The organism is Pontimicrobium sp. MEBiC06410, from assembly GCF_053601615.1.
Map to the genome: position 1 here is coordinate 504584 of NZ_JBSHNT010000164.1, position 22358 is coordinate 526941.

Consider the following 22358-nt stretch of genomic DNA (forward strand, 5'->3'; position numbering starts at 1 on the left):
TTTAAATTGAAAGCCTTTACTAAACATCAAAGTTACTAGTTATTAAATTTTAGAATGCTTCTTCCTACTTTTATTTTTTTAATATACTTATCATTTACATGTATTGCATAAATACCATTAGTTAAAAGCAAATTTACTGTATCGTCTTCTGATATACTTTGGTTTACAACTGGAGTATTAGGATTACTTATATTATATAGTTTTAAATTAACATTTGTTCCATTAACAGGGATTTCTACAGTGTTATTATTTCCTAAATTTAAAAATGCTTTGCCTGAAGGGTTAATAAATTTAAAAGACAGTATTTTAATATTGTCTGAGTTAGTTTCATTACTTTCTGCTACAGCATTATTTGAATCTATATGCAAATACATAAAATAAGTTTGTCCTGTCTCCAAATCAAGCCCTCCTATGTAGTCATAGATGGTTTCAGATATTGTAACTGTTCTTGAATCGTTTGGATTTATTCCCGAAAAATTTAAATTTCTAAAATTATATACAGGAAAACCATTAGTGTCTGGATACGCACTGTTAGACCCAGAAACTAATAAACTACAAATAAAAGAACTAGAAGGGGCGTCATCATTATTTTTGATTTTCAATTCAAAACTTGCTGGTTGATTATACCTAAATGTTGGTACCTGCCCTCCAGGAAACACATTAAAATTACCTTGACCTGTAACATTTATTTTAAAGCTTTCTAAAGCTAAATTAGGCTGGGCATTATTATCTATTGGGTCGCAAACATCACCAATACCATCATTATCGCTATCCTGTTGATTGGTATTTGCTACTAAAGGGCAATTATCTGTACTATCAGGTTCTCCATCATTATCGTCATCTGGGTCACAAATATCACCAATACCATCACCATCTGTATCTAATTGATTAGCATTAGCTATATCTTCACAATTATCACAAACATTCCCAATACCATCTCCATCCGTATCAGCTTGATCTAAATTGTAAGTATCTGGACAATTATCATATAATTCAAAAATACCATCATTATCATCATCATGGCCTTCATAAACTAGCGGACAACTTGGGCAAAGATTAGCTAGATTAAATGTGATAGTGTTATCTTCTACATACTGAACATAGGAACCGTTAGCTATAGAAGCAAAAAAACCATTACTACTTCCTACAAATCTATCTATAATTAACTCGTAATTACCTGAAGGATAAGATTCATAAACATGATCTATAACAATTGTAGAAGAAACTAATTTATATCCATTATTTAAACTTGTAACTTCTATATCAAATAAAAACTCACCTTGTTGTTGACCTCCAACATTTCCAACATATGGAGCGCCAGATATAGGCCAATTAGGAAATGCAGAAGATGTATTTATATCTCCTGATTTCCTAATAAATGCATGCCACATGTCTGGATTAACAATATCTTCTGTTGTTCCTATTAATTCAAACTCTAATCTAAGTCTGTAAGGCTCTCCTAATCTTTGATAATAATCGTCAGCGATAAATACATTGACATTAGTAATTGGTGAATTTTCATATTGCGCATAAGTAAATATGCTAAAAAATAATAACAAATAGATTATTGATTTTTTCACTGTCTAAATCTTTTGGTATTCTATTGCTTAAGTGTTAGTTAAAATAAACTTTTGAAGCACCTACTCTTAAATCTTTAATATCTATTAAGGTATTATTTGATAAATCGTAAACAACTAATTCTCCAGTACCTGCAACAAAATCAGTTTTTACACCATATAATGTATTATTATTAACAGAGAAGCCATATAAAGATTCATCAATAATACTAGTTGTTGGTAAAGCTGTATCAGAATCATTTAACACATAAATTTTACCTGAATGTTGAAAATATGTTTTCCCACTACTATAGCTCATTAATGAAGGATGAACTCCATCAGGAAAAGTTAAAGTTGAAGAAACAGAGCTATTTATTGTGTTAATTTTAACAATAGAAGCTGGAGTTTCTACAGGGGGTGTTTGCCAAAATAAGTTTGCACCTTGACATAATACAACTAAATTCCCTGAATTATCAAAAGCCATATCATCTGGAACATCATTAACTGGTATAGTAGTAACAGTTTCTGAAATAACATTTATTCTAGAAATTTTATTATTCACTCCAAAACCTCCTTTATGAGATACATATATGTTGTTTCCCTTAGATAAAATTTGCTCTGGTCCTTCTGCGACAGAAATTGTTTCGGTAACAGTATTGGACGATAAATCTATAATTGCAATAACATCATCTGTAGAACTTGTCCCATCTCCCCAATCTGTAACATAACCTTTATTATTAATAATAGTCATATATCTTGGGTTTACTAATCCGGCATCTATAGTAGCAACCGATTGAAATGTAAAACGATCTACAACTTCTATTTTTTGAGAACCATTAACCACTATATAAGCTAAGTTCCCTAAAAATGTCATACTCTGTGCAGTATCTCCTAATAATTCACTATTTACATTATTAAAAATCTCATTTTCAACAGTCGCTAAATCATTAGACACATAACTTACAGAAGCATTTCCTTGTCCAAAGTTACCTTCATGAGATATTAAAATTCCATTTTCGTAATCACCTCTTGGCACTACTGCATCTGGTGTATCATCACTAGTACAAGCTGTAAAGACAAAACCTATTGCTAAAGCTATTAGCGTTAATTTATTCATTTTCATAATTTAAAATTTAATTGTTGTTTGTAATGTATAATTTCTATTTGGCATTGGACGCAATGCTACGTTTTCGTAATATCTATTGTATATATTATTTACTCTAAAATCTAGTTGATAATTAATTTTACCTTTAGTATTAAAAACATAACTTAAACCTAGGTTACCTAGATCGTAAGTTGATAGGTTTTTTCTATCTATTTTAAATACTTCTCCATTAAATAAATGTTGGTAAAACATAGAAAATTGTTTGTAATTATAAGCTACAGATATGTTTCCTTTATGAAATGGTACGTATACCAATTGCTCTTTGGTTCTCGAATCTTCAGAAATAGTGTATGAGTAACGCCCAATTAAGTTAAAATGATGCTTTTTTAACTTATAATGCGAATTCAATTCTAATTCTGCCCCATAACTTTCTGTTTCTGCAATATTTATTGGGCTCCAAGTACCACTATTATTTGGGCGCCATTGTATTAAATCGGTGGTATTAATATAATACCCATTAATTTTTGCTGTAATTGTTTTAAAATGAATTTGCTGCCCAAAATCTAATTGGTAAGACGACTCTGGAACTAAATCTAAATTACCACCAGGCTGCCAATACAAATCATTAAATGTTGGCACTCTATAATTTTTAGAGCCATTTAATTGTAACGTATAATGCTTTGTTAATTGGTATGCAGCATCTACAGAAAATACAAATGGACTAGTAAAACCTGAAGTAAAATCCTTCCTAATATTTACACCATAACTTAATGCTTCTGTTGGTTTATGATTTAACAGTGCCGTTGCAGAAACTACCGTACGTTTAGGCTCACCAAAACTACTACCAGAACCTTTAAAACTATTAAAATCTACAATCGTTTTAAATTGAAGCGCATTAGAGATTCGATAATTAAAACTATGATTTATTAAATACGTATTTACTTTTCCGAAAGAATAATTGGGCTTATCCTTATTTTCAAAATAACGAAAAAGCTCCTGTAAATGCGCCACTTTAAGTTTCGAGGTATAACGATCAGAAACACGAGACCACTCTAACATGGTACGGTAATTTTCATCATCGTACTTACTTCTTGAACGCGCAACTAAAGTGCCAGACAGGTTTCTTTCGCTTTTAAAACTTTGCTGATATAATTTAAGTACATCTTTATCTGAAATAAAATACCCCAGGTTTACATTAATATTAAAGTTATTAAACTGCCCATTGGTATTAACATCGTCTGTACCTAGAAAACGATAATCGTTCTCAGAATCTATATAACTCACCCCTAAATTACCCGAAAATCTATTATTCCCGTAAGAGGCTGTATAATTAGTTTGTCTAGTTTCGAAACTGCCATAAGAAAGATTTACTCTATTTTTAAAGTGTGAGTAAAACTCTAATTTATTATTTAAATGCACACTTCCGCCAATACTACCGCTTCCATATTGTACACTTCCACCACCACTTCTTATAGCAATAGAACTATAATTTGTAGTATTTATGGTATTAAAATCGGTCTGTCCATTAAGTTGTGAGTTAATATTTATACCATTCCAAATTACTGCCGTTTGCGATGCATTAGTTCCTCTAAACGATGGAGAAGAAATCATACCAAAACCGTTCTCTTTAAAATAAATATTAGAATTAAAAGATAATATTCTGGTTAACGACATTGGGTTTTTAGTTAAAACAGAGTCGTTAAGTGTTTCTATTTTTACACCAGCAGCATAGTTTTTAAGCTTACTATCACTAAGCACAACCTCATCTAATGTTTGTATAGAATCCGTTAGTGTTTGTGCATAACTGCAAAAACTAACTACTAAAAGCCCTAATATACTAAGTGTTTTTTTCATAAATCTTCAAGACTCTTTACCCGAAAGTCATTTTTAGATGTTAAATAATGGCAGGTCTCCTGACTCTCGTCTAATTATTTACCTTCCCGATTATAAAAACCAGTGGTTAGAAGTTTAATAATTAGCATCACCTTACGTGACTAAGATTACAGTTGCGGGAACAGTTCAAGAATTAATGAGTTTAAAACGTTTATTCTATTTTAGATTATATGTATTAAAAATTGTCAATCTAAAATCTTCAATTGTAAATCATTGCACTTGATTCCCTTTTAATCGATTTTATAATAATTATAAAGCCGAACCAAAATTCGCTGCAAAAGTAACCTTTTTGTTTTATCTTCTTTACAAAAGATTAAATAATATTACTTTTGAAACATAAAATCCATTACAATTGAAATATCTTATACCTCTTTTAGTCTGCATTACCATCCTTTCATGTAAGGAAAACAAAGGCATAGAACGCCAATTACCACCTTTAGAGTCTAATACTCCAAGCATTAATATTGCTAACGCTTACGCGGAAGGATTTTCCATAACAAGCAACGGCAATCATTCCATTTTAGAAATAAATGCACCATGGCCAGACTCTCAAGATAACTTTAAATATGTTTTAATCTCTGCCGAAGAAGCTTCGAAAACAACCTTTATGCGAGATCAATACGATGGTATTATTATTACACCTATAAAAAAAATAGTAGTTACCTCAACAACGCATATTCCTGCATTAGAATTATTAGGTGTTGAAAACACTTTAGTCGGTTTTCCTGGAACCAACTATGTGTCTTCAAAAAAAACAAGAGCAAGGATAGATAGTGGAACTGTAAGAGAATTAGGAAAAAACGAAGGCTTAAATACAGAAGTATTGTTAAGTTTACAACCTAATCTTGTGGTCGCTTTTGGAGTAGATGGAAAAAGTAAATCGTTAAAAACCATTAAAAATGCCAATATTCCTGTTATATATAATGGAGATTGGGTAGAAAAAACACCTCTAGCAAAAGCCGAGTGGATTAAATTCTTTGGCGCTCTATACAATAAAAGTGAAGAGGCAAATAACATTTTTAAACAAATAGAAACCGATTATTTAAATGCTAAAACATTAGCACAAAAAGCAACAAAACAACCTACAATTTTAAGTGGAGCCATGTATAAAGACACTTGGTATTTACCAAACGGCACAAGTGCAGAAGCTCAGTTTTTAAAAGACGCTAACACCAATTATTTATGGAGCGATACTAAAGGCAAAGGAAGTTTAACTTTAAATTTCGAAACCGTTTTTAGCAAGGCCAAATCGGCAGATTTATGGTTAAGTCCTTCTTATTATACAAGTATAGAAGCCTTAGAAAAAGCCAATACACATTACACAGAGTTTGACGCTTTTAAAGCCAAAAAAATATATACATTTTCTAATACAACTGGCGCTACAGGAGGTGTTACCTATTATGAGTTAGGTACTGCTAGACCCGACCTAGTTTTAAAAGATATTATAAAAATTTGTCACCCAGAGTTATTAAACGATTATACACCTGTATTTTTTAAACCTCTAAACTAAATGATAAAAACACAATCTTATAGAATATATTTTGTACTCTTAATTGTAATACTCTTCCTATTTAGCATTATAAATGTTAGCTTAGGTTCTGTAAATATCTCTTTTAGTGAGTGTTTTAATAGTTTTTTTGCAAACCCAGAACATTATACTAGTAACGAGTATATTTTTCAAAATTACAGATTACCCAAAGCCATAACAGCCATTTTAGTAGGTTCTGGGCTTGGCGTATCTGGCCTATTAATGCAAACCCTGTTTCGTAATCCATTAGCTGGGCCTTTTGTTTTGGGCATTACCTCTGGTGCTAGTTTAGGAGTTGCCTTAGTTATTATGGGGTCTTCCCTATTAGGAGGTATTTTAACGACTATATTAATCTCTAAATGGAGTTTAGTAATAGCTGCTAGTTTAGGTAGCTTTTTAGTGCTTTTAACCGTATTAATAGTCTCCTCTAAAGTAAGAGACACTATGGCTATACTAATAATAGGGTTAATGTTTGGTAGTATAACAGCTGCAGTAGTAAGTGTACTCTCCTATTTTAGTTCGGCAGAAGATTTACAACAATACATATTTTGGGGCTTTGGTAGTTTGGGAGATTTACAATGGGATGAGTTAAAATTATTTGCCACCATATATGGATTAGGATTGTTATTTAGTATCGCCTCAATAAAAGCATTAAATACTTTATTACTAGGTGAAAATTATGCCAAAAGTTTAGGCCTAAACATAAAACAAAGTCGTTTATTCATTATAATAGCAACCAGCTTATTAGCAGGAACTATAACTGCTTTTGCAGGGCCAATTGCTTTTATTGGTTTAGCCATACCGCACATAACACGACAAGTATTTAATACCTCTAACCATAAAACATTATTACCTGCTGTATTTTTATTAGGCGCAATCGTTATGCTTATTTGCGATAGCATTGCACAGCTACCAAATACAGATTACACTTTACCAATTAATGCCATTACCTCTTTAATTGGTGCACCAGTAGTAGTTTGGTTATTGGTTAGAAAAAAGAAAATGGTATTTTAAATGAAAAATGAAAAACGCTAAATTATAAATATAAAACTACTTAGTACTAACTACTTGATACTTGAAAAAAGAAAATGTCCATAGACAAAACCAATAACATATTAACCACCCAAAACTTAACAATAGGTTATGCTTCAAAAAAAGTAGAGACCTTGATTGCATCTAATATTAATTTAGAACTATATCAAGGCGAACTTATTGGTTTAGTAGGTGCCAACGGTATTGGTAAATCTACATTATTACGAACACTTACACGTGTACAAGAACCTATACATGGTAATATTTTAATACAAAATAAGCCTATAAACAGTTACAACGCTGTAGATTTAGCCAAAGTATTAAGCTTAGTTTTAACCGAAAGTGTAAGCTCTAAAAATTTGTCTGTTTTTGAATTAGTCGCTTTGGGAAGACAACCCTATACTAATTGGGTTGGTAATTTGTCTGAAACCGATATAGACATTACAAACAACGCCTTAGCGCAAGCAAATATCGAGGATTTAAAACATAAAAAATGCTACGAGCTTAGCGACGGGCAATTACAAAAAGTCATGATTGCACGTGCCTTAGCACAAGATACCTCACTTATTATACTAGATGAGCCTACAACACATCTAGATATGTACCATAAAGCCTATATATTAAAACTGCTGCAAAAGCTAACCAAAGACACCAATAAAACTATTTTATTCTCGTCTCACGAAATAGATTTAGCCATACAATTATGCGATAAATTAATTGTTATGTCCAAAGATGGCATAATTACAGATACGCCTAAAAACTTAATTAAGCAAGGTGCATTTAATAGTCTGTTCCCAGAAGATTTAATTGTTTTTGATGAAACGATTGGGAGTTTTAGGGTGAAAAAATAATTCTTCTTTATTTTTTATTGATTAGTATTAAATAAATCAAAGCAAAACAATTGTTTATTAATAAATGATATAAGAAGAAAAAAAAACCTTCTTTAATAAACAAACAGATAATTAAAAAAACAATTGAAGGGAACATAAACCTTAAATAGATACTCCATTTACTATAATGACTTTTAATATCAAAATAGACTAGATAAAGAATAATTATTAAAGCTGAATAAGGTATTGATATAATATAAATAAAATATATAGTAAAGGAATAATGAGATTAAACACTAGAGCCGAAATATAATATTTAACAATTTTATGTTTCATATTTGTGCAATAATTCACATATAAAATCTCTTAATTTTTAAATTGATATTATACGCTTCGCTTCTCTTAATAACTTCTAAAATACTACTTCAATCTTAAACACAAAAAAATTATCTTTGGTATAAATTAAAATTATAAATGACCGACAACCTCATCCTCATTATAGCAATCCTAGTTTCCGCAGCAATTGGAGGCTATTTAGGCATGTTATTTACAAAACTAAAAAGTAAAACAGAAAAAAGCACCTTAGAAGAGCGAAACCAGAATTTGCAACAACAATTCAATGACTTCAAACAGTTTTCGGAAATAGAAAACCAAAAACAAAACGACGTTTTTAATTCTCAATTACAGGAGTTAAAAGATACGATTATAAAGGTTGAAAAAGAACGTGATATCTTTAGAGACGAACGCGAAGGTTTAAATATAGAATTAGCCCAACGAAACTCAGAATTTGAAAACTTACAGCAACTTAACCTAAAGCGTGATGCCGAATTAGAAGAACGCCAAGAACAATTACGTAAAGACTTTGAGTTGTTAGCAACAAAGATTCTGGATGAAAAATCGGAAAAATTCACACTTCAGAATAAAGAAAACATTAAAAATATATTACATCCACTACAAGAGAAAATTCAGATTTTCGAAAAGAAAGTAGACGACACCCAAAAGGAAAGTATTAGTTTACATTCTGCCTTAAAAGAACAGTTATTAGGTTTAAAAGATTTAAATCAGCAAATGACTAAAGAAGCCAATAACCTAACTAAAGCCTTAAAAGGCGATAGTAAAATGCAAGGTAATTGGGGGGAACTCGTTTTAGAGCGTGTACTTGAAAAATCGGGATTAGAAAAAGACAGAGAATATTATGTACAACAAAATTTTACGTTAGATGATGGCTCTCGTGTATTACCAGATGTGGTATTACACCTACCAGATAATAAAAAAATGATTATAGATAGTAAAGTATCTTTAACCGATTACGAGCGTTATGTAAATGCAGAAGATGAAGAGCGAGCATTACATTTAAAGGCACATATAAACTCTATAAAGCGTCATGTAGAACAACTATCTGCTAAAAACTATCAAGATTTATACGATATAGAATCTCCAGATTTTGTATTACTGTTTATTCCTATAGAACCCGCTTTTGCCATAGCAATAAACGAAGATAATTCACTGTATAACAAAGCTTTTGAGCGTAATATAGTTATCGTTACACCTTCTACCCTATTAGCTACTTTACGTACTATAGATACCATGTGGAATAACGAAAAACAGCAGCGTAATGCCATAGAAATAGCAAGACAAGCTGGAGCTTTGTACGATAAATTTGAAGGCTTAGTAAAAGATTTAACAGGTGTTGGTAAAAAACTAGATGCTGCAAAATCTGACTATTCGTCTGCCATGAATAAACTTGTAGAGGGCCGTGGTAACTTAATTACTAGTGTAGAAAAATTAAAGAAAATGGGAGCTAAAGCAAAAAAAGCACTCCCTGAATCTTTTATAAAACGTGCCGAAAGTAATGAAGATTAATGAAAATTTAATCTATAAATGGACATTACGTTTTCAATACATATGGCCTTTTTTAGCTGGAGCTGCTGTAACTGCTCCGGGAATTAGTGGTCTTTTAGGTTTTGAAACAATTATAGACGTTCCAGAAGCAAATCTCTTTTTTTCCATTATAATGGTAATTATTGGTATAGCACTTATTATTGCTGGTTTTTACAAAATGAGAGAAATAGAATATTATATAAAAAAACATAACCTTTAAACTTAAGTATAATGAATACCTATAAACCTGTAGACGCTTCTCGTATTAGTATTTCGGAACTTATGTTACCTTCTCACTCCAATTTTAGTGGAAAAATTCATGGTGGTTATATTTTAGGACTAATGGATCAAATAGCTTTTGCATGCGCCTCTAAACACTCTAAAACCTATTGTGTCACAGCGTCTGTAGACACTGTAGATTTTTTAGCACCAATTGAAGTTGGTGAATTAGTTACCATGAAAGCATCGGTAAATTATGTTGGGCGTACCTCTATGGTAGTTGGCATTCGTGTTGAAGCAGAGCATATTCAATCGGGGAGCATAAAACATTGTAATTCGTCTTACTTTACTATGGTTGCAAAAAACGAAGCTGGCCAATCTGTAGAAGTTCCTGGGTTAATTTTAAACGATAAACAGGAAGTGAAACGTTTTTTAAAAGCATTAAAACGTAATGAAATGAAAAAACAACGCCAGTTGGAGTTCGATCATCAAAACTTTTCATTAAAAGATTACCTTAATCAATTAGAAAAATACAAAGTAAAGATAGAACTCCCTGATAATTATAGCGAATAACACCAGTTTTTAATTATTAAATTACTGCTTAACAAAGCGTTTGGTAAACTGTTTACCAGATACATCTTCAATTTTTATTAAATATACTCCACTTTGTAAATTAGATACAGCTATAGATTTATACTTTGTTTTTAAAACTTTTTTTCCATCTAAAGTATAAATAGAGATAGTGTTTAGCTCAGTTGGAATTGCAATGTTTAAAGTATGTTTTGCAGGATTAGGGTATACTGCAATAGTTTCAATAGCAAATGTAGAGACAGACAATGTAGCGCAATTTGTTCCGTAAGATGCAACAGCATCTTTATTAGTCCAATTAGCATCACTGTAAGCAACATTATCTACTTCAATGCAAAGTAAATTTGGATTATTAGTTACAACAAAATTAGCGTTTATTATATTAGTATTATTTCCGTTTGCAATAGTTAAACTACTCAAATTATTGTCATTACAGATAGCACCTACTAAAACAGAATTAAAAGAAAGATCTAAAGTAGTTAAGTCATTATTGTCGCATACTATTGCTTGTAAGTTTATATTATTAGTAACATTGAGTGTATTAAAAATATTGTTACTACAGTACAATACAAACAAATTGGGGCTATTAGTTAAATCTATACTAAAAATATTGTTATTTTGAATAAATAACTGCTCTAACAATACCGCATTAGAAGTATCCAATGCATTTAAACTATTATCGTTAGCTAATAATTCTTGTAAACCCGTATTGGTAGAAATATCCAAATCTACTAAACTATTAAATTGGCAAAATAATCTGTTTAAATTTGTAAGGTTAGTAATATTTAAAAAGCTAATTGTGTTATTATTACAAAACAACTGCGTTAAATTAGTATTCGAGGTAACATCTAAACTCGATAAACTATTATTATCGCAAGCTAATCCCAAAAGTCCTAGGTTGTTAGAAACATCTAATGCAGTTAATACATTTTCAGAAACGATAAGAGATTCTAAACTTGAAACGTTAGTTAAATCGATAGTTGTTAGTTGATTATTTTTTAATTGTAAATCTTTTAAATTAGGAGTACCACTAATAGTAATGGTGTTAATTTGATTATCATTAATGATAACCTTCTCTATAGCAGTCATACCTGTTAAATCAAGACTCGTTATTTGGTTGTTACTTGCTCTTAGCTCTGGTATACTTGTAAACGCTTCCACTCCTGTTAAATCTGATATATTTAAATTACCAAGGTTTAAAATGAATGAATATGCAGCCGCTTCACTACATTGTATTTCGGTATCTCCATTAGTATTTATATTACCATTATTAACTAATGCCGACTTAAAATTAGCATCTGGAATAGTAACGACACAGTTATTAAATTCACATGAATTTAAAGAATGAGCAGGTATAGTATTTGCTATTACTATATTACAGATAAATAGAGTAACGTATAGCATTATAGTTTTCATAATATATTTTTAGGGACTAAATTACGAGGTCCTTAAATGTATCTACCCTATTAGTTTCTAAAAAGTGATTTTGGGTTTCTAAAGCAAAACATTAAAACTAGTAGTACTTTTTAAAAACATTAATTATTAAGTCCTTAATATTTTTTATATTACTTAAAAAAACATCTTTATGAAAAAACTCTATTGGATTATTCTATTAATAGCTGTTATAGGAGGCTATCTAGGATATAGTTACATCTATCAAGACCATCGAGACATCGATGCCGAAAAACCCGAATTTATAGTAACTTCTGATGCTATTGCTAAAGAATTTGCAGAAGATGCTACTACAGCAGAAACCAAGTATTTAAATAAAACAATTATGGTCTCTGGTAATATAACAGAAGTCAATGCAAAAGATCTTACAATAAATAATACTCTTTTTTGTAATTTAAGTAAAGGTAATGAGACTACTAAATTTAAAATAAACGATAACATAACTATAAAAGGGCGTTGTATAGGTTACGATGACTTATTAGAGCAAGTTAAATTAGATCAATGCAGTATTAAAAACTAAACAAAAACTATGAAGAAATTACTATTTATTATTCTTTTTCTCCCATTAACCATCTTCGCTCAAGATGATTTATTAGATGAAATAGATACAGATGACAATGCTAACAATTATGCCTCGGCAAGTTTTAAAGGTTTAAAGATTGTAAATTTTGAATCTACTAAACTCGTTGCAAAAAAAGAATTAACCTTTGTAGTCTCTCATCGATTTGGGAGTTTAGAAAATGGTTTAGACAACTTTTTTGGACTAGATGATGCCGTAACACGTTTAAATTTTGTTTATGGTTTAACAGATGCTATTAATATTAGTGTCTCTAGAAGCTCTTTCCAAAAAATATACGAGGGGGCTTTAAAATATAGATTAACGAGGCAACAAGATAATGGTTTCCCTTTTACTATGGTTGGTTATAATTCTGTATATATTAATACAGGTTTAGAAAAAGCAAACTTACCTAAACTAAAATTTAAACACCGTGTTGGCTATACCGCGCAATTATTAATAGCCAGAAAAGTAAGTAAAAAATTAACATTAGAATTAGCCCCAACTTTTTTCCATGATAATTTTGTTGTTTTAAACGAGCAAGACAACTCTCAATTTGCTTTAGGTATGGGTGGTCGCTACAAATTAGGTAAACGTTGGTCTTTTAATGCAGATTATGGATGGCATTTAAACAGAGCTAGTAACTCTCCATTTAAAAATCCGTTATCTATTGGTTTCGATTTAGAAACTGGAGGACATGTATTCCAAATGCATTTAAGTAACTCTCAAGCTATGAATGCTAATGGCTTTTTAGGTCAAGCAACAGGAGATTGGGGAGATGGAGATATCTATTTCGGATTTAACTTAAGCAGAAACTTCTAGTCACAAAAAAAATTAAACTTATGAAAAAAATAACCTACATACTTTTCTTATCCTTATATGCCTTTATGGCTTGCGATAATGCAAGTGAAGACGATTTAACTGAACCTATAGTAATAGAACCTAATGTATTTGTTACTTACGATGCTAATGTAAAATCTATAATAGATAATAATTGTATTTCTTGCCATAACAATCCTCCAATAAATGGTGCATCTACATCTTTAGTAACTTATAATGATGTAAAAACTTCTGTAGAGAGTATTAATTTAATTAATAGAATTTCTGCTCAGGCTGGAGACGCTGGAGCCATGCCATTAGGAGGCCCAAGGTTACCGCAAAATTTTATAGATATTGTTGTACAATGGCAAGCAGATGGTTTGCTAGAGAATTAAATGGAGCTTTGGCAAACTATTTGATTACTTATTAATAAACTAAAAGATTATGAAAAAAATAGCTTTTGTAATAGCCTTAGCATTTACATCCTCTGTAGCTTTGGCTCAAAAATATTACACAAAAACAGGAAGCACTACTTTTGAAGCTTCTGTACCGGCCGTAGAAGAAGTTAAAGCGACAAATACATCTACTACTGCCATTATAAATACTACAAATGGTGACTTTGCTGCGTTGGTATTAGTAAAAGGTTTTCGTTTTAAAAATGCTTTAATGGAAGAGCATTTTAATGAAAATTATGCCGAATCCGACGATTTCCCTAAGGCGACTTTTAAAGGTAATATTGCTGATTTTGATGTTTCTAAACTTTCTAAAACAGCCACCGAATACAGTTTTAATGGTTCTTTAACCTTTCATGGAAAAACGAAACAATTAAACAACGAAAAGCTAAGCTTAGCTATGCTAGACGGAAAAATAACGGTTACAGGTGATTTTACTGTGACTGTTTCAGATTTTGATATAGAAATTCCTAAAGTTGTCAGTGACAAATTATCCAATAACGTAAATGTTAGCTACAATTTTGAATTGAACAAAAAATAGTTTAGATGAATATATTTAATATTAAAGCCTCTTCATTGAGGCTTTTTTTATACCAGCATAATCCATCATTATTTCCTGAGTATAATACTAAAAAAAGCCTTCAAATATATTGAAGGCTTTTAAATTTTTCTTTTAAATCTTTGCTTCTAGTTACATTACATCTTAACGAAACGCTTTGTTAAAGAAACATTATCTTCTACAGAAGATAACTTAACTAAAAACATGCCGCTGTTCCATTGTGAAACATCTACACTTGTAGATAGTGTACTTATATTATCTGAGTACACTTTTTTTCCTAATATATCGTATACTTCAACTTTTAATCCTTCTACTAAAGCAGGAAGACCAATATTCATTGTAGATGAACTTGGATTAGGATAAATAGAGAATTCTCTAATTTCTGATTCAAATTCTGGAGTACTTAATGTAATGTTAGCAGTAACCCCTCCTTTGTTTGAAAATCCGTGATAACCAAATGTTGTAGTACCATTTCCATGAGCCCATAGTATTGGTAACGCCTGTGCAGATGTTGGGAATACAAAATCTTCTGAATCTCCTGTATCTATAGCTCTTGTAGCGACTACAGTTCTAATTCCTGCAGATGGAGTATTAAGGTCATTACTTACTAATGTCCATTCATCAATTGGAGAACCTGCATTATCTAAAGGAGGCGTTCCTGTACCAGATGGCATATTCCTGTCTTGTAAACCAGCACTATTAAATACAATAGCATCATCATCAAGAGCTCCCATCCCACCACTAGGGCTATTAGTTGCTATTCCAGGACCAACAGCTAACCATACATTTTGGTTTCCAATCATTGTCATAGTAACCGTATTGGTTCCTACATTAATATCAAACTGTACAGAATAATTATCTCCAGCATCTAGAGTAACTTGTCCAGTTGTCCAAGTTTGCGCTAACATAATGTTAGCTGTTAAAAAAAGTAATAAAAAAGTAATTTTTCTCATAGTCTATAATTTTATATTTAACAATTTATTTATTTTTTCGTCGTTATAATTTTTAGCATAATCTAATGCTGATTTACCATTATCATCTTTTAGGTTAAAATCTGCATTGGCTTCCACAAGCATTTCAATAATACTATATTTTCTAAACATTACAGCATAATGTCCTGCTGTTACGCCTTTAGCATCCGTTATATTTGGGTCGGCTTTATGCTTTAATAATATATTTACAATTTTAATATAGCCTTTTACGGTTGCTGCCATTAATGGAGAACCGTAATTAGTAGTACCGTTAATATTATCCACTTTATCCGCTAAAAATGTAACAATGGCATCATTACCATTATAACATGCTAAAACAAGTGGTGAATAGCCATTTTCGTTAGCTGTATTAATAATATTTGGGGTTTCTTTATAAAGTGCTTGGATCTCTTCAATAGTGCCAGATCTGCTAACATCAAAAATATTTTTTTGAGCAAATAAAGACACACAAAATAGCATTACTATAGCACATAGTAATGTTTGTTTTTTTATAGAATTAGCAATTGTAGTTTTTTTCAATAGTATAGGGATTTATATACGTTATATGTAAAGTTAGCATTTTTTTTGCACATAAAATTTTCTTTAACATTCCATTGTTATATATATAACAATACATTCTCAAAAAACCCTACAATTTATATAGGAAAAAAAAGAACGCAATGCTAATACTCTTTTCGAGCATTAGCATTGCGTTATAAATATATAAGTTGATTATATTTTTTATTTACTTAAATACATTTTACGTCTTGAGTAAAGATTATAGAATTCGTCGTCTTTTAAATCGTCTATAAATAGAATACTCTCTCCTGTACTTTTCATTTCTGGTCCTAGTTGTTTATTTACATTATGAAACTTATTAAAAGAGAATACTGGTTGTTTTATGGCATAGCCGTTTAATTCTGGTTTAAAATCGAAATCTGTAACTTTCTTTTCGCCTAACATAACTTTTGTTGCATAGTTTACATAAGGCTCTCCGTAAGCTTTTGCTATAAATGGTACTGTTCTAGAGGCCCTTGGGTTAGCTTCTATAATATAAACAGTATCGTCTTTTATAGCGAATTGAATATTTATTAATCCTACAGTATTTAACGCTAAGGCAATTTTTTTGGTATGATCTTTTATTTGTTGCATTACCAGATTCCCTAAGTTAAAAGGTGGTAACGTAGCATTACTATCACCTGAGTGTATTCCACAAGGTTCTATATGCTCCATAATACCAATAATGTATACATTTTCGCCATCGCATATTGCATCTGCTTCTGCTTCTATTGCTCCATCTAAATAATGGTCTAATAGTAATTTATTTCCTGGAATGCTTCTTAATAAATCTACAACGTGTTCTTCTAGTTCTTTTTTATTAATTACAATTTTCATTCCTTGCCCTCCTAATACATACGATGGTCGTACAAGTATAGGGAAGTCTAATCTATCGGCTACTTGTAATGCTTCTTCTGCTGTTTCAGCAATATCAAATTCTGGATAAGGTATATTGTTTTCTTTTAATATGTTAGAGAAGCTTCCTCTATCTTCAGCTAAATCTAAAGATTTAAAGCTAGATCCAAGAATTTTAATGCCATAGCGTTCTAGTTTTTCGGCTAATTTTAAAGCGGTTTGTCCTCCTAATTGTACAATAACGCCTTCTGGTTTTTCGTGCTTAATAATATCGTATATATGCTCCCAAAATACAGGCTCGAAGTATAACTTATCTGCGGTATCAAAATCGGTAGAAACGGTTTCAGGGTTACAGTTAATCATAATGGTTTCGTAACCACATTCTGCAGCTGCTAAAACGCCATGTACACAACAATAATCAAATTCAATTCCTTGTCCTATTCTATTAGGCCCAGAACCTAAAACAATTACTTTTTTCTTATCAGAAACCTTACTCTCATTATCTGCAAAACGTTTTCCATCTGCTGTTTCAACTTCATTCTCGAATGTTGAATAATAATATGGTGTTTTAGCTTCAAATTCTGCAGCACATGTATCTACTAATTTGTATACACGATTTACATTTAACTCTTCTCGTTTAGCATAAACTTGACTTTCTAAACAGCCTAACATGTGTGCTATTTGTCTGTCTCCGTATCCTTTTTGTTTCGCTTCTAGAAGTAAATCTCTTTGGATGGTATCTACTTTAAACGTTGAGATTTCTTTTTCTAATAGGTATAATTCTTCATATTGCTTTAAAAACCACATATCTATTTTAGTGATTTCATGAATACGACTTAATGGAATCCCCATTTGTATAGCATCGTAAATAACAAAAACACGATCCCAACTTGCATAGGTTAACTTTTCTATTATTTGATCGTAATTTTTGTAGCCCTTACCATCTGCTCCTAAACCATTACGCTTTATTTCTAATGACTGTGTTGCTTTATGAAGCGCTTCTTGAAACGAGCGTCCAATTCCCATCACCTCTCCTACAGATTTCATTTGTAGGCCTAAAGTTCTGTCTGATCCTTCAAACTTATCAAAATTCCAACGTGGTATTTTCACGATAACATAATCTAATGTTGGCTCAAATAATGCCGAAGTAGATTTAGTTATTTGGTTTTCTAATTCATCTAAAGTATAACCTATAGCTAGTTTTGCTGCTACTTTTGCAATAGGATATCCTGTTGCTTTACTTGCTAATGCAGATGAACGCGATACACGCGGGTTAATTTCTATAGCAATAATGTCTTCATTTTCATCAGGACTTACTGCAAATTGTACATTACACCCTCCTGCAAAGTCACCAATATTACGCATCATATGTATAGCCATATCACGCATTTTTTGATAGGTTGTATCACTTAATGTCATTGCTGGTGCTACTGTAATAGAATCTCCTGTATGAATACCAATAGGATCCATATTTTCTATAGAACAGATAATAACAACATTATCATTTTCATCACGTAATAGCTCTAACTCGTATTCTTTCCAGCCTATTAATGCTTTATCGATCATGACTTCATGAATTGGAGAAATTTCCAACCCACGTGTTAATAACTCGTCAAAATCTTCTTCTTTATATACAAATGAAGCACCTGCACCTCCTAAAGTAAATGAGGCTCTAATAATTAAAGGAAATCCAAATTCTTGAGCGATCTCTTTACCTTTTAAATATGATGTTGCAGTGGCTTGCGGCGCCATTGGAATACCAATTTCTAACATTAACTCTCTAAACTTCTCTCTATCTTCTGTAATGTTAATGGCATCGATATTTACCCCTATAATTTCTACATCAAAATCTTTCCAAATTCCTTTTTCATCTGCTTCAATACATAAATTTAAAGCCGTTTGCCCTCCCATTGTAGGTAAAACAGCATCAATTTGTGGATGTTTTTTAAGGATTTGTATTATAGACTTTGTATTTAAAGGTAATAGGTAGACATGATCCGCCATAGAAGGATCTGTCATAATTGTTGCTGGATTAGAATTGATTAAAATAGTTTCAATTCCATCTTCTCTAAGCGACCTTAACGCTTGTGTTCCTGAATAATCAAACTCGCAGGCTTGACCAATAATAATTGGCCCAGATCCTATAATTAGTATAGATTTTAGTTTTGAATTCTTTGGCATTGTGTTGATTTATAGAGTTTCAAAAATAGTAATAATAAGATACAAAAAAAGGCGTTACACCTAAGTAACGCCCAATTTATGTTAACAATTGTTAATCATTATTTTTTATGTCTAGTTTCAGATGAAACAGATATTTTATGTCTTCCTTTTGCTCTTCTACGAGCTAATACTTTTCTACCATTAACCGATGCCATTCTTTCTCTGAAACCGTGTTTGTTTCTTCTCTTTCTTTTTGATGGCTGAAACGTTCTTTTACTCATTTTATAATATCTTTAAATCTGAAAAATTATATACTTTGTATTGTCTTTGGTATTACCCCAAAACTGAGCGCAAATATACAACGACTTTTTTATTTCGCAAACCTTATTTTAAAAATATTTTAATATCGTTGCTATTATTTTTTATTTTGTATGAATACTGCATAAACTGTGGACTTACAGAAGTATAAATTACGTTTTATAAAGCTTAATATTTCATCAAAAATTAGTTTCTTTGCAATCTAAAATAATAAATAACAACTTTTGAAGACTTTTTAAGTCGTCATTTTCATTAAAAATACAATATGTATAACAAAATATTTAAATTAATAATTGCTGGTTTAATTCTTGCTACAGCTGTATGGCAGTTTACAGAAGGTGGTATAGGTAATGGAATTATGTTAATATTACTCTCACTAATATTTATATTCTTATACTTTAAAAATGAATTTATACTTCTTGCATTCTTAAAGCTACGTAAGCAAGACATGGCTGGAGCAAAAAATTGGTTAGATAAAATTAAAAACCCAGAAGCTGCTTTAGTTACAAAACAGCAAGGATATTTTAATTATTTAAATGGGATTTTAGTTTCACAAACAGATATGAATGAGGCGGAACGTTATTTTAAAAAGGCCGTCGCTTTAGGGTTATCTATGGATCAAGATTTAGCTATGGCTAAACTTAATTTGGCAGGTATTGCTTTTTCAAAAAGAAGAAAGCAAGAAGCTACTTTATTAATTAATGAAGCACAGAAATTAGATAAGCAGGGCATGTTAAAAGAGCAAATTAAAGAAATGAAAAATAACATGAAACGCGCTCAAATGCCTAAGCAACATTACGGACAGGGTGGTTCTATGAGACAACAGCGTCGTGCTGGTAGACGATAAATAAGAATTATTTATACTAAAAAAGGAGCTAATATTAATATTAGCTCCTTTTTAATTTTATATTATTACACCACCACTACTCTACTTTAGAGTAATAGCCTTTTTCTGGAATATCAATATAATATTGCTTTCTAGACTTATTGTTAAGTACATTTTCTCTTAACCAAGGGTTGTGCAATTTTAATATTTTATAATTAATATCGAATTTTTTAGCAAACTGAGAAAAGTCTGTAACTGCAGTATCTACACTTACTTTGTAGGTTGGAACTGTTTTATACAAATCTTTATCTCTAAAATTAAATCCGTATTTATCTGGGTGTGACAAAATTTCTTTTAGTGCTATTATTCTAAACACATAACGCCCTGTTTCTTCACCTAACAATAAATCGTAATATGTTGTAACGTCTTGCGCTTTTAATCGTCTAGAAACACCTGCATTTCCTGCATTATATGCAGCTGCAGCCAATGTCCAAGACCCTAATCTGTTTTTTGATTTCTTTAAATATTTACAAGCTACTTCTGTGGCTTTTTCTAAATGATAGCGTTCATCTACATTTCTATTAACTTCTAATCCGTTTTCACGACCTGTTGCTTTCATTATTTGCCATACGCCACTGGCTCCAGCTGGAGATTTAGCATTTGTTAGCCCACTCTCTATAACTGCTAGATATTTAAAATCATCAGGGACACCATGTTTTGCTAAAATAGGCTCTATTATTGGAAAGTACTTTTTTGCACGTTTAAACATTAATAAGCCGTTAGATTGCCAATAGGTATTTACTAATAACTCTTTGTCCATGCGCTCTAAAATATCTGGATTTTCTAAAGGCACGCCTTCTCCTGCAAATTCTAAATGATCTGGAACTTGTAGTGCATAAACATTATAGTCGTTAATACGTTTCGTTTCAAAGTTTTCATCTGTTGGTGCATTTTGGTAGGCATTAATAAATAATCCTGCTAGGCATACACTTCCTATTAATGCTAGTGTTTTATATATAATCTTCATCTTCAATACGTTTTACGTAAATTTAAAAATATTTTGCGAAATTGGTTCTTTTTTAACCTAAAATTAATTGAGGTAAATTCTCATTAAACCACTTGTATTTATTAATAATCATAATATGTGTTCCATTTTTTATAGAAATACAGCCTTCTAAATTAATAAATGGAAATACATTATCTTTTTCGCCATGTATATGTATTACCTCAGGATTCACTTTATCTTGATTCCAATTTATAACTTGCTCTATTGCCCAATCTAAATAACGCTTATCGTTTACAGAAAGGTATTTTTTATACAATTCTATGCGTTTGGTAATGGTTTCTCCAAAAGCAAATTTTGCTAATAGGTCTATATTACTCATTAATTGTGTTGGTAATAGTTTGTAGGCTTTAGTAGCTCGTAATACTTTCATTCGTTTTGGTAGTTCGTGCTTTGTTTTAACACTAGATACTATTATAAGTTTACGCAATTTAATATGCTTACTCATTTCTTGAACCAAAATTCCTCCAAAAGAAACCCCTATTAGTACTATATTATCGTGTTTTATGTTTTTGGTCATGCGCAGTGCGTAATCACTTAGCGTTTCGTTTTCTGTTGGAATAAACCAATGCAATTTATGAAGTCTAAATTGAGACTCAGGTAAGCTTATATTATCAAATATAGAAGGGTTTGCTGCCATCCCTGGCATTAAATACACGTGTATTAGATCTTGATTCATAAGTATTTAACAGTAAAAAACACGCCAGAACGAAAAAAATTTCGTAAATTCGCGCAGTAAAGCTATAAAAATAGTAGTACTATTTTTGAATTCCTACTTAAAAATTAAATTTAATATATTATGATTGATGCTGCTGAACTAGTTGACAACGATTTTTTACGTCAATTCGAATTAAAAATGGACGATCATTTTGCAAAAATTGAATATTCTCTTCAAGAACGCAAAATTTTTCTTACTAAGTTAATTATTCCTGAAGACATTTCTGATGAAAATTTTACTACAGAATTTCTTAAATTAGTATTCGAAAATGTAAAAGACCGCAACTTAAGTGTTGTTCCCACAAGCCCAGAAATAGCTAAGTTTATTAGACGTAATAGACAATATAAAAGTTTATTACCTGTGGGTGTAAGAATCTAAAAACAACATATAAAAACATAAAAAAACCGAAGTATTAGCTT

At 31.0% G+C, this 22358-nt stretch carries 22 protein-coding genes and 1 riboswitch; of the genes, 12 read left to right on the plus strand and 10 right to left on the minus strand.

Going from position 1 to position 22358, the window contains the following annotated elements:
- Window positions 1–35 precede the first annotated feature (35 nt).
- The 3 genes from ACVC08_RS19995 to ACVC08_RS20005 are packed head-to-tail and all read right to left on the minus strand — an operon-like array spanning window position 36 to window position 4515.
- Complete coding sequence (locus ACVC08_RS19995; protein WP_452603392.1) at window positions 36–1580, minus strand: thrombospondin type 3 repeat-containing protein; 1545 nt, start codon at window positions 1578–1580, stop codon at window positions 36–38.
- A 34-nt stretch (window positions 1581–1614) separates the two neighbouring features.
- Complete coding sequence (locus tag ACVC08_RS20000) at window positions 1615–2673, minus strand: YncE family protein (protein ID WP_452603393.1); 1059 nt, start codon at window positions 2671–2673, stop codon at window positions 1615–1617.
- 9 nt (window positions 2674–2682) lie between these two features.
- Window positions 2683–4515 (minus strand): TonB-dependent receptor plug domain-containing protein, encoded by a 1833-nt coding sequence (locus ACVC08_RS20005; protein ID WP_452603394.1) that lies wholly within the window; start codon window positions 4513–4515, stop codon window positions 2683–2685.
- Between the two features lie 32 nt (window positions 4516–4547).
- A riboswitch (cobalamin riboswitch) is annotated at window positions 4548–4836 on the minus strand.
- A 70-nt stretch (window positions 4837–4906) separates the two neighbouring features.
- Here ACVC08_RS20005 and ACVC08_RS20010 point away from each other — a divergent pair.
- The 6 genes from ACVC08_RS20010 to ACVC08_RS20035 all read left to right on the plus strand — a co-directional run bounded on the left by ACVC08_RS20010 (window position 4907) and on the right by ACVC08_RS20035 (window position 10617).
- Window positions 4907–6064 (plus strand): ABC transporter substrate-binding protein, encoded by a 1158-nt coding sequence (locus tag ACVC08_RS20010; protein WP_452603395.1) that lies wholly within the window; start codon window positions 4907–4909, stop codon window positions 6062–6064.
- Window positions 6065–7096: a FecCD family ABC transporter permease gene (locus ACVC08_RS20015; protein WP_452603396.1), complete on the plus strand. Its 1032-nt coding sequence runs from the start codon at window positions 6065–6067 to the stop codon at window positions 7094–7096.
- 74 nt (window positions 7097–7170) lie between these two features.
- A complete protein-coding gene (locus tag ACVC08_RS20020; protein WP_452603397.1) occupies window positions 7171–7965 on the plus strand; it encodes an ABC transporter ATP-binding protein in 795 nt (264 codons plus the stop codon).
- 453 nt (window positions 7966–8418) lie between these two features.
- The gene (gene rmuC, locus ACVC08_RS20025) at window positions 8419–9807 is read left to right on the plus strand and encodes a DNA recombination protein RmuC (protein ID WP_452603398.1); all 1389 of its coding nucleotides are present in this window, start codon (window positions 8419–8421) and stop codon (window positions 9805–9807) included.
- Entirely contained in the window at window positions 9797–10045 is a 249-nt protein-coding gene (locus tag ACVC08_RS20030) for a hypothetical protein (RefSeq protein ID WP_452596603.1), read from the plus strand. Before rmuC ends, ACVC08_RS20030 begins: the two co-directional genes overlap by 11 nt.
- An 11-nt stretch (window positions 10046–10056) precedes the next feature.
- Window positions 10057–10617 carry an acyl-CoA thioesterase gene (locus ACVC08_RS20035; protein WP_452596604.1) on the plus strand — a complete coding sequence of 187 codons (561 nt, stop codon included), beginning with the start codon at window positions 10057–10059 and terminating at the stop codon, window positions 10615–10617.
- Between the two features lie 21 nt (window positions 10618–10638).
- Here ACVC08_RS20035 and ACVC08_RS20040 read toward each other — a convergent pair whose 3' ends face one another.
- Window positions 10639–12048 (minus strand): T9SS type A sorting domain-containing protein, encoded by a 1410-nt coding sequence (locus tag ACVC08_RS20040; RefSeq protein WP_452603399.1) that lies wholly within the window; start codon window positions 12046–12048, stop codon window positions 10639–10641.
- A gap of 169 nt (window positions 12049–12217) precedes the next feature.
- Between ACVC08_RS20040 and ACVC08_RS20045 the strand changes: the two genes are divergently transcribed.
- The 4 genes from ACVC08_RS20045 to ACVC08_RS20060 are packed head-to-tail and all read left to right on the plus strand — an operon-like array spanning window position 12218 to window position 14452.
- Window positions 12218–12604 (plus strand): OB-fold protein, encoded by a 387-nt coding sequence (locus ACVC08_RS20045; protein ID WP_452603400.1) that lies wholly within the window; start codon window positions 12218–12220, stop codon window positions 12602–12604.
- A gap of 9 nt (window positions 12605–12613) precedes the next feature.
- Complete coding sequence (locus ACVC08_RS20050; protein WP_452603401.1) at window positions 12614–13462, plus strand: DUF5777 family beta-barrel protein; 849 nt, start codon at window positions 12614–12616, stop codon at window positions 13460–13462.
- A gap of 20 nt (window positions 13463–13482) precedes the next feature.
- Window positions 13483–13854: a hypothetical protein gene (locus tag ACVC08_RS20055; protein WP_452596608.1), complete on the plus strand. Its 372-nt coding sequence runs from the start codon at window positions 13483–13485 to the stop codon at window positions 13852–13854.
- A 49-nt stretch (window positions 13855–13903) separates the two neighbouring features.
- Window positions 13904–14452, plus strand: a complete 549-nt coding sequence (locus tag ACVC08_RS20060) for a YceI family protein (protein WP_452596609.1) — start codon at window positions 13904–13906, stop codon at window positions 14450–14452.
- A gap of 155 nt (window positions 14453–14607) precedes the next feature.
- Here ACVC08_RS20060 and ACVC08_RS20065 read toward each other — a convergent pair whose 3' ends face one another.
- From ACVC08_RS20065 to rpmH, 4 genes are all read right to left on the minus strand, one after another.
- Entirely contained in the window at window positions 14608–15423 is an 816-nt protein-coding gene (locus ACVC08_RS20065; protein ID WP_452599883.1) for a T9SS type A sorting domain-containing protein, read from the minus strand.
- Between the two features lie 3 nt (window positions 15424–15426).
- Complete coding sequence (locus ACVC08_RS20070) at window positions 15427–15981, minus strand: ankyrin repeat domain-containing protein (protein ID WP_452603402.1); 555 nt, start codon at window positions 15979–15981, stop codon at window positions 15427–15429.
- A 201-nt stretch (window positions 15982–16182) separates the two neighbouring features.
- Entirely contained in the window at window positions 16183–19035 is a 2853-nt protein-coding gene (carB, locus tag ACVC08_RS20075) for a carbamoyl-phosphate synthase large subunit (RefSeq protein WP_452603403.1), read from the minus strand.
- Window positions 19036–19133: 98 nt separating this feature from the next.
- The gene (gene rpmH, locus ACVC08_RS20080) at window positions 19134–19295 is read right to left on the minus strand and encodes a 50S ribosomal protein L34 (RefSeq protein WP_452599886.1); all 162 of its coding nucleotides are present in this window, start codon (window positions 19293–19295) and stop codon (window positions 19134–19136) included.
- Between the two features lie 302 nt (window positions 19296–19597).
- On the opposite strand from rpmH, the gene ACVC08_RS20085 reads away from it, so the two are divergent.
- Window positions 19598–20179, plus strand: a complete 582-nt coding sequence (locus tag ACVC08_RS20085) for a DUF2892 domain-containing protein (RefSeq protein ID WP_452603404.1) — start codon at window positions 19598–19600, stop codon at window positions 20177–20179.
- Between the two features lie 76 nt (window positions 20180–20255).
- Here ACVC08_RS20085 and ACVC08_RS20090 read toward each other — a convergent pair whose 3' ends face one another.
- A complete protein-coding gene (locus ACVC08_RS20090) occupies window positions 20256–21185 on the minus strand; it encodes a lytic transglycosylase domain-containing protein (RefSeq protein WP_452599888.1) in 930 nt (309 codons plus the stop codon).
- A 52-nt stretch (window positions 21186–21237) separates the two neighbouring features.
- Window positions 21238–21900 (minus strand): alpha/beta hydrolase, encoded by a 663-nt coding sequence (locus ACVC08_RS20095; RefSeq protein WP_452603405.1) that lies wholly within the window; start codon window positions 21898–21900, stop codon window positions 21238–21240.
- 120 nt (window positions 21901–22020) lie between these two features.
- On the opposite strand from ACVC08_RS20095, the gene ACVC08_RS20100 reads away from it, so the two are divergent.
- Window positions 22021–22317, plus strand: coding sequence for an N-acetyltransferase (locus tag ACVC08_RS20100; protein ID WP_452599890.1), 297 nt, complete (start codon window positions 22021–22023; stop codon window positions 22315–22317).
- The last annotated feature ends 41 nt before the right edge of the window (window positions 22318–22358 follow it).

Excerpts from the sequence above, each read along its gene's own strand:
- ACVC08_RS20000 (WP_452603393.1), bottom strand. The coding sequence starts at position 2,673 with ATGAATAAATTAACGCTAATAGCTTTAGCAATAGGTTTTGTCTTTACA.
- ACVC08_RS20005 (WP_452603394.1), bottom strand. The coding sequence starts at position 4,515 with ATGAAAAAAACACTTAGTATATTAGGGCTTTTAGTAGTTAGTTTTTGC.
- ACVC08_RS20015 (WP_452603396.1), top strand. The coding sequence starts at position 6,065 with ATGATAAAAACACAATCTTATAGAATATATTTTGTACTCTTAATTGTA.
- ACVC08_RS20020 (WP_452603397.1), top strand. The coding sequence starts at position 7,171 with ATGTCCATAGACAAAACCAATAACATATTAACCACCCAAAACTTAACA.
- rmuC (WP_452603398.1), top strand. The coding sequence starts at position 8,419 with ATGACCGACAACCTCATCCTCATTATAGCAATCCTAGTTTCCGCAGCA.
- ACVC08_RS20030 (WP_452596603.1), top strand. The coding sequence starts at position 9,797 with ATGAAGATTAATGAAAATTTAATCTATAAATGGACATTACGTTTTCAA.
- ACVC08_RS20035 (WP_452596604.1), top strand. The coding sequence starts at position 10,057 with ATGAATACCTATAAACCTGTAGACGCTTCTCGTATTAGTATTTCGGAA.
- ACVC08_RS20040 (WP_452603399.1), bottom strand. The coding sequence starts at position 12,048 with ATGAAAACTATAATGCTATACGTTACTCTATTTATCTGTAATATAGTA.
- ACVC08_RS20045 (WP_452603400.1), top strand. The coding sequence starts at position 12,218 with ATGAAAAAACTCTATTGGATTATTCTATTAATAGCTGTTATAGGAGGC.
- ACVC08_RS20050 (WP_452603401.1), top strand. The coding sequence starts at position 12,614 with ATGAAGAAATTACTATTTATTATTCTTTTTCTCCCATTAACCATCTTC.
- ACVC08_RS20055 (WP_452596608.1), top strand. The coding sequence starts at position 13,483 with ATGAAAAAAATAACCTACATACTTTTCTTATCCTTATATGCCTTTATG.
- ACVC08_RS20060 (WP_452596609.1), top strand. The coding sequence starts at position 13,904 with ATGAAAAAAATAGCTTTTGTAATAGCCTTAGCATTTACATCCTCTGTA.
- ACVC08_RS20065 (WP_452599883.1), bottom strand. The coding sequence starts at position 15,423 with ATGAGAAAAATTACTTTTTTATTACTTTTTTTAACAGCTAACATTATG.
- carB (WP_452603403.1), bottom strand. The coding sequence starts at position 19,035 with ATGCCAAAGAATTCAAAACTAAAATCTATACTAATTATAGGATCTGGG.
- rpmH (WP_452599886.1), bottom strand. The coding sequence starts at position 19,295 with ATGAGTAAAAGAACGTTTCAGCCATCAAAAAGAAAGAGAAGAAACAAA.
- ACVC08_RS20085 (WP_452603404.1), top strand. The coding sequence starts at position 19,598 with ATGTATAACAAAATATTTAAATTAATAATTGCTGGTTTAATTCTTGCT.
- ACVC08_RS20090 (WP_452599888.1), bottom strand. The coding sequence starts at position 21,185 with ATGAAGATTATATATAAAACACTAGCATTAATAGGAAGTGTATGCCTA.
- ACVC08_RS20095 (WP_452603405.1), bottom strand. The coding sequence starts at position 21,900 with ATGAATCAAGATCTAATACACGTGTATTTAATGCCAGGGATGGCAGCA.
- ACVC08_RS20100 (WP_452599890.1), top strand. The coding sequence starts at position 22,021 with ATGATTGATGCTGCTGAACTAGTTGACAACGATTTTTTACGTCAATTC.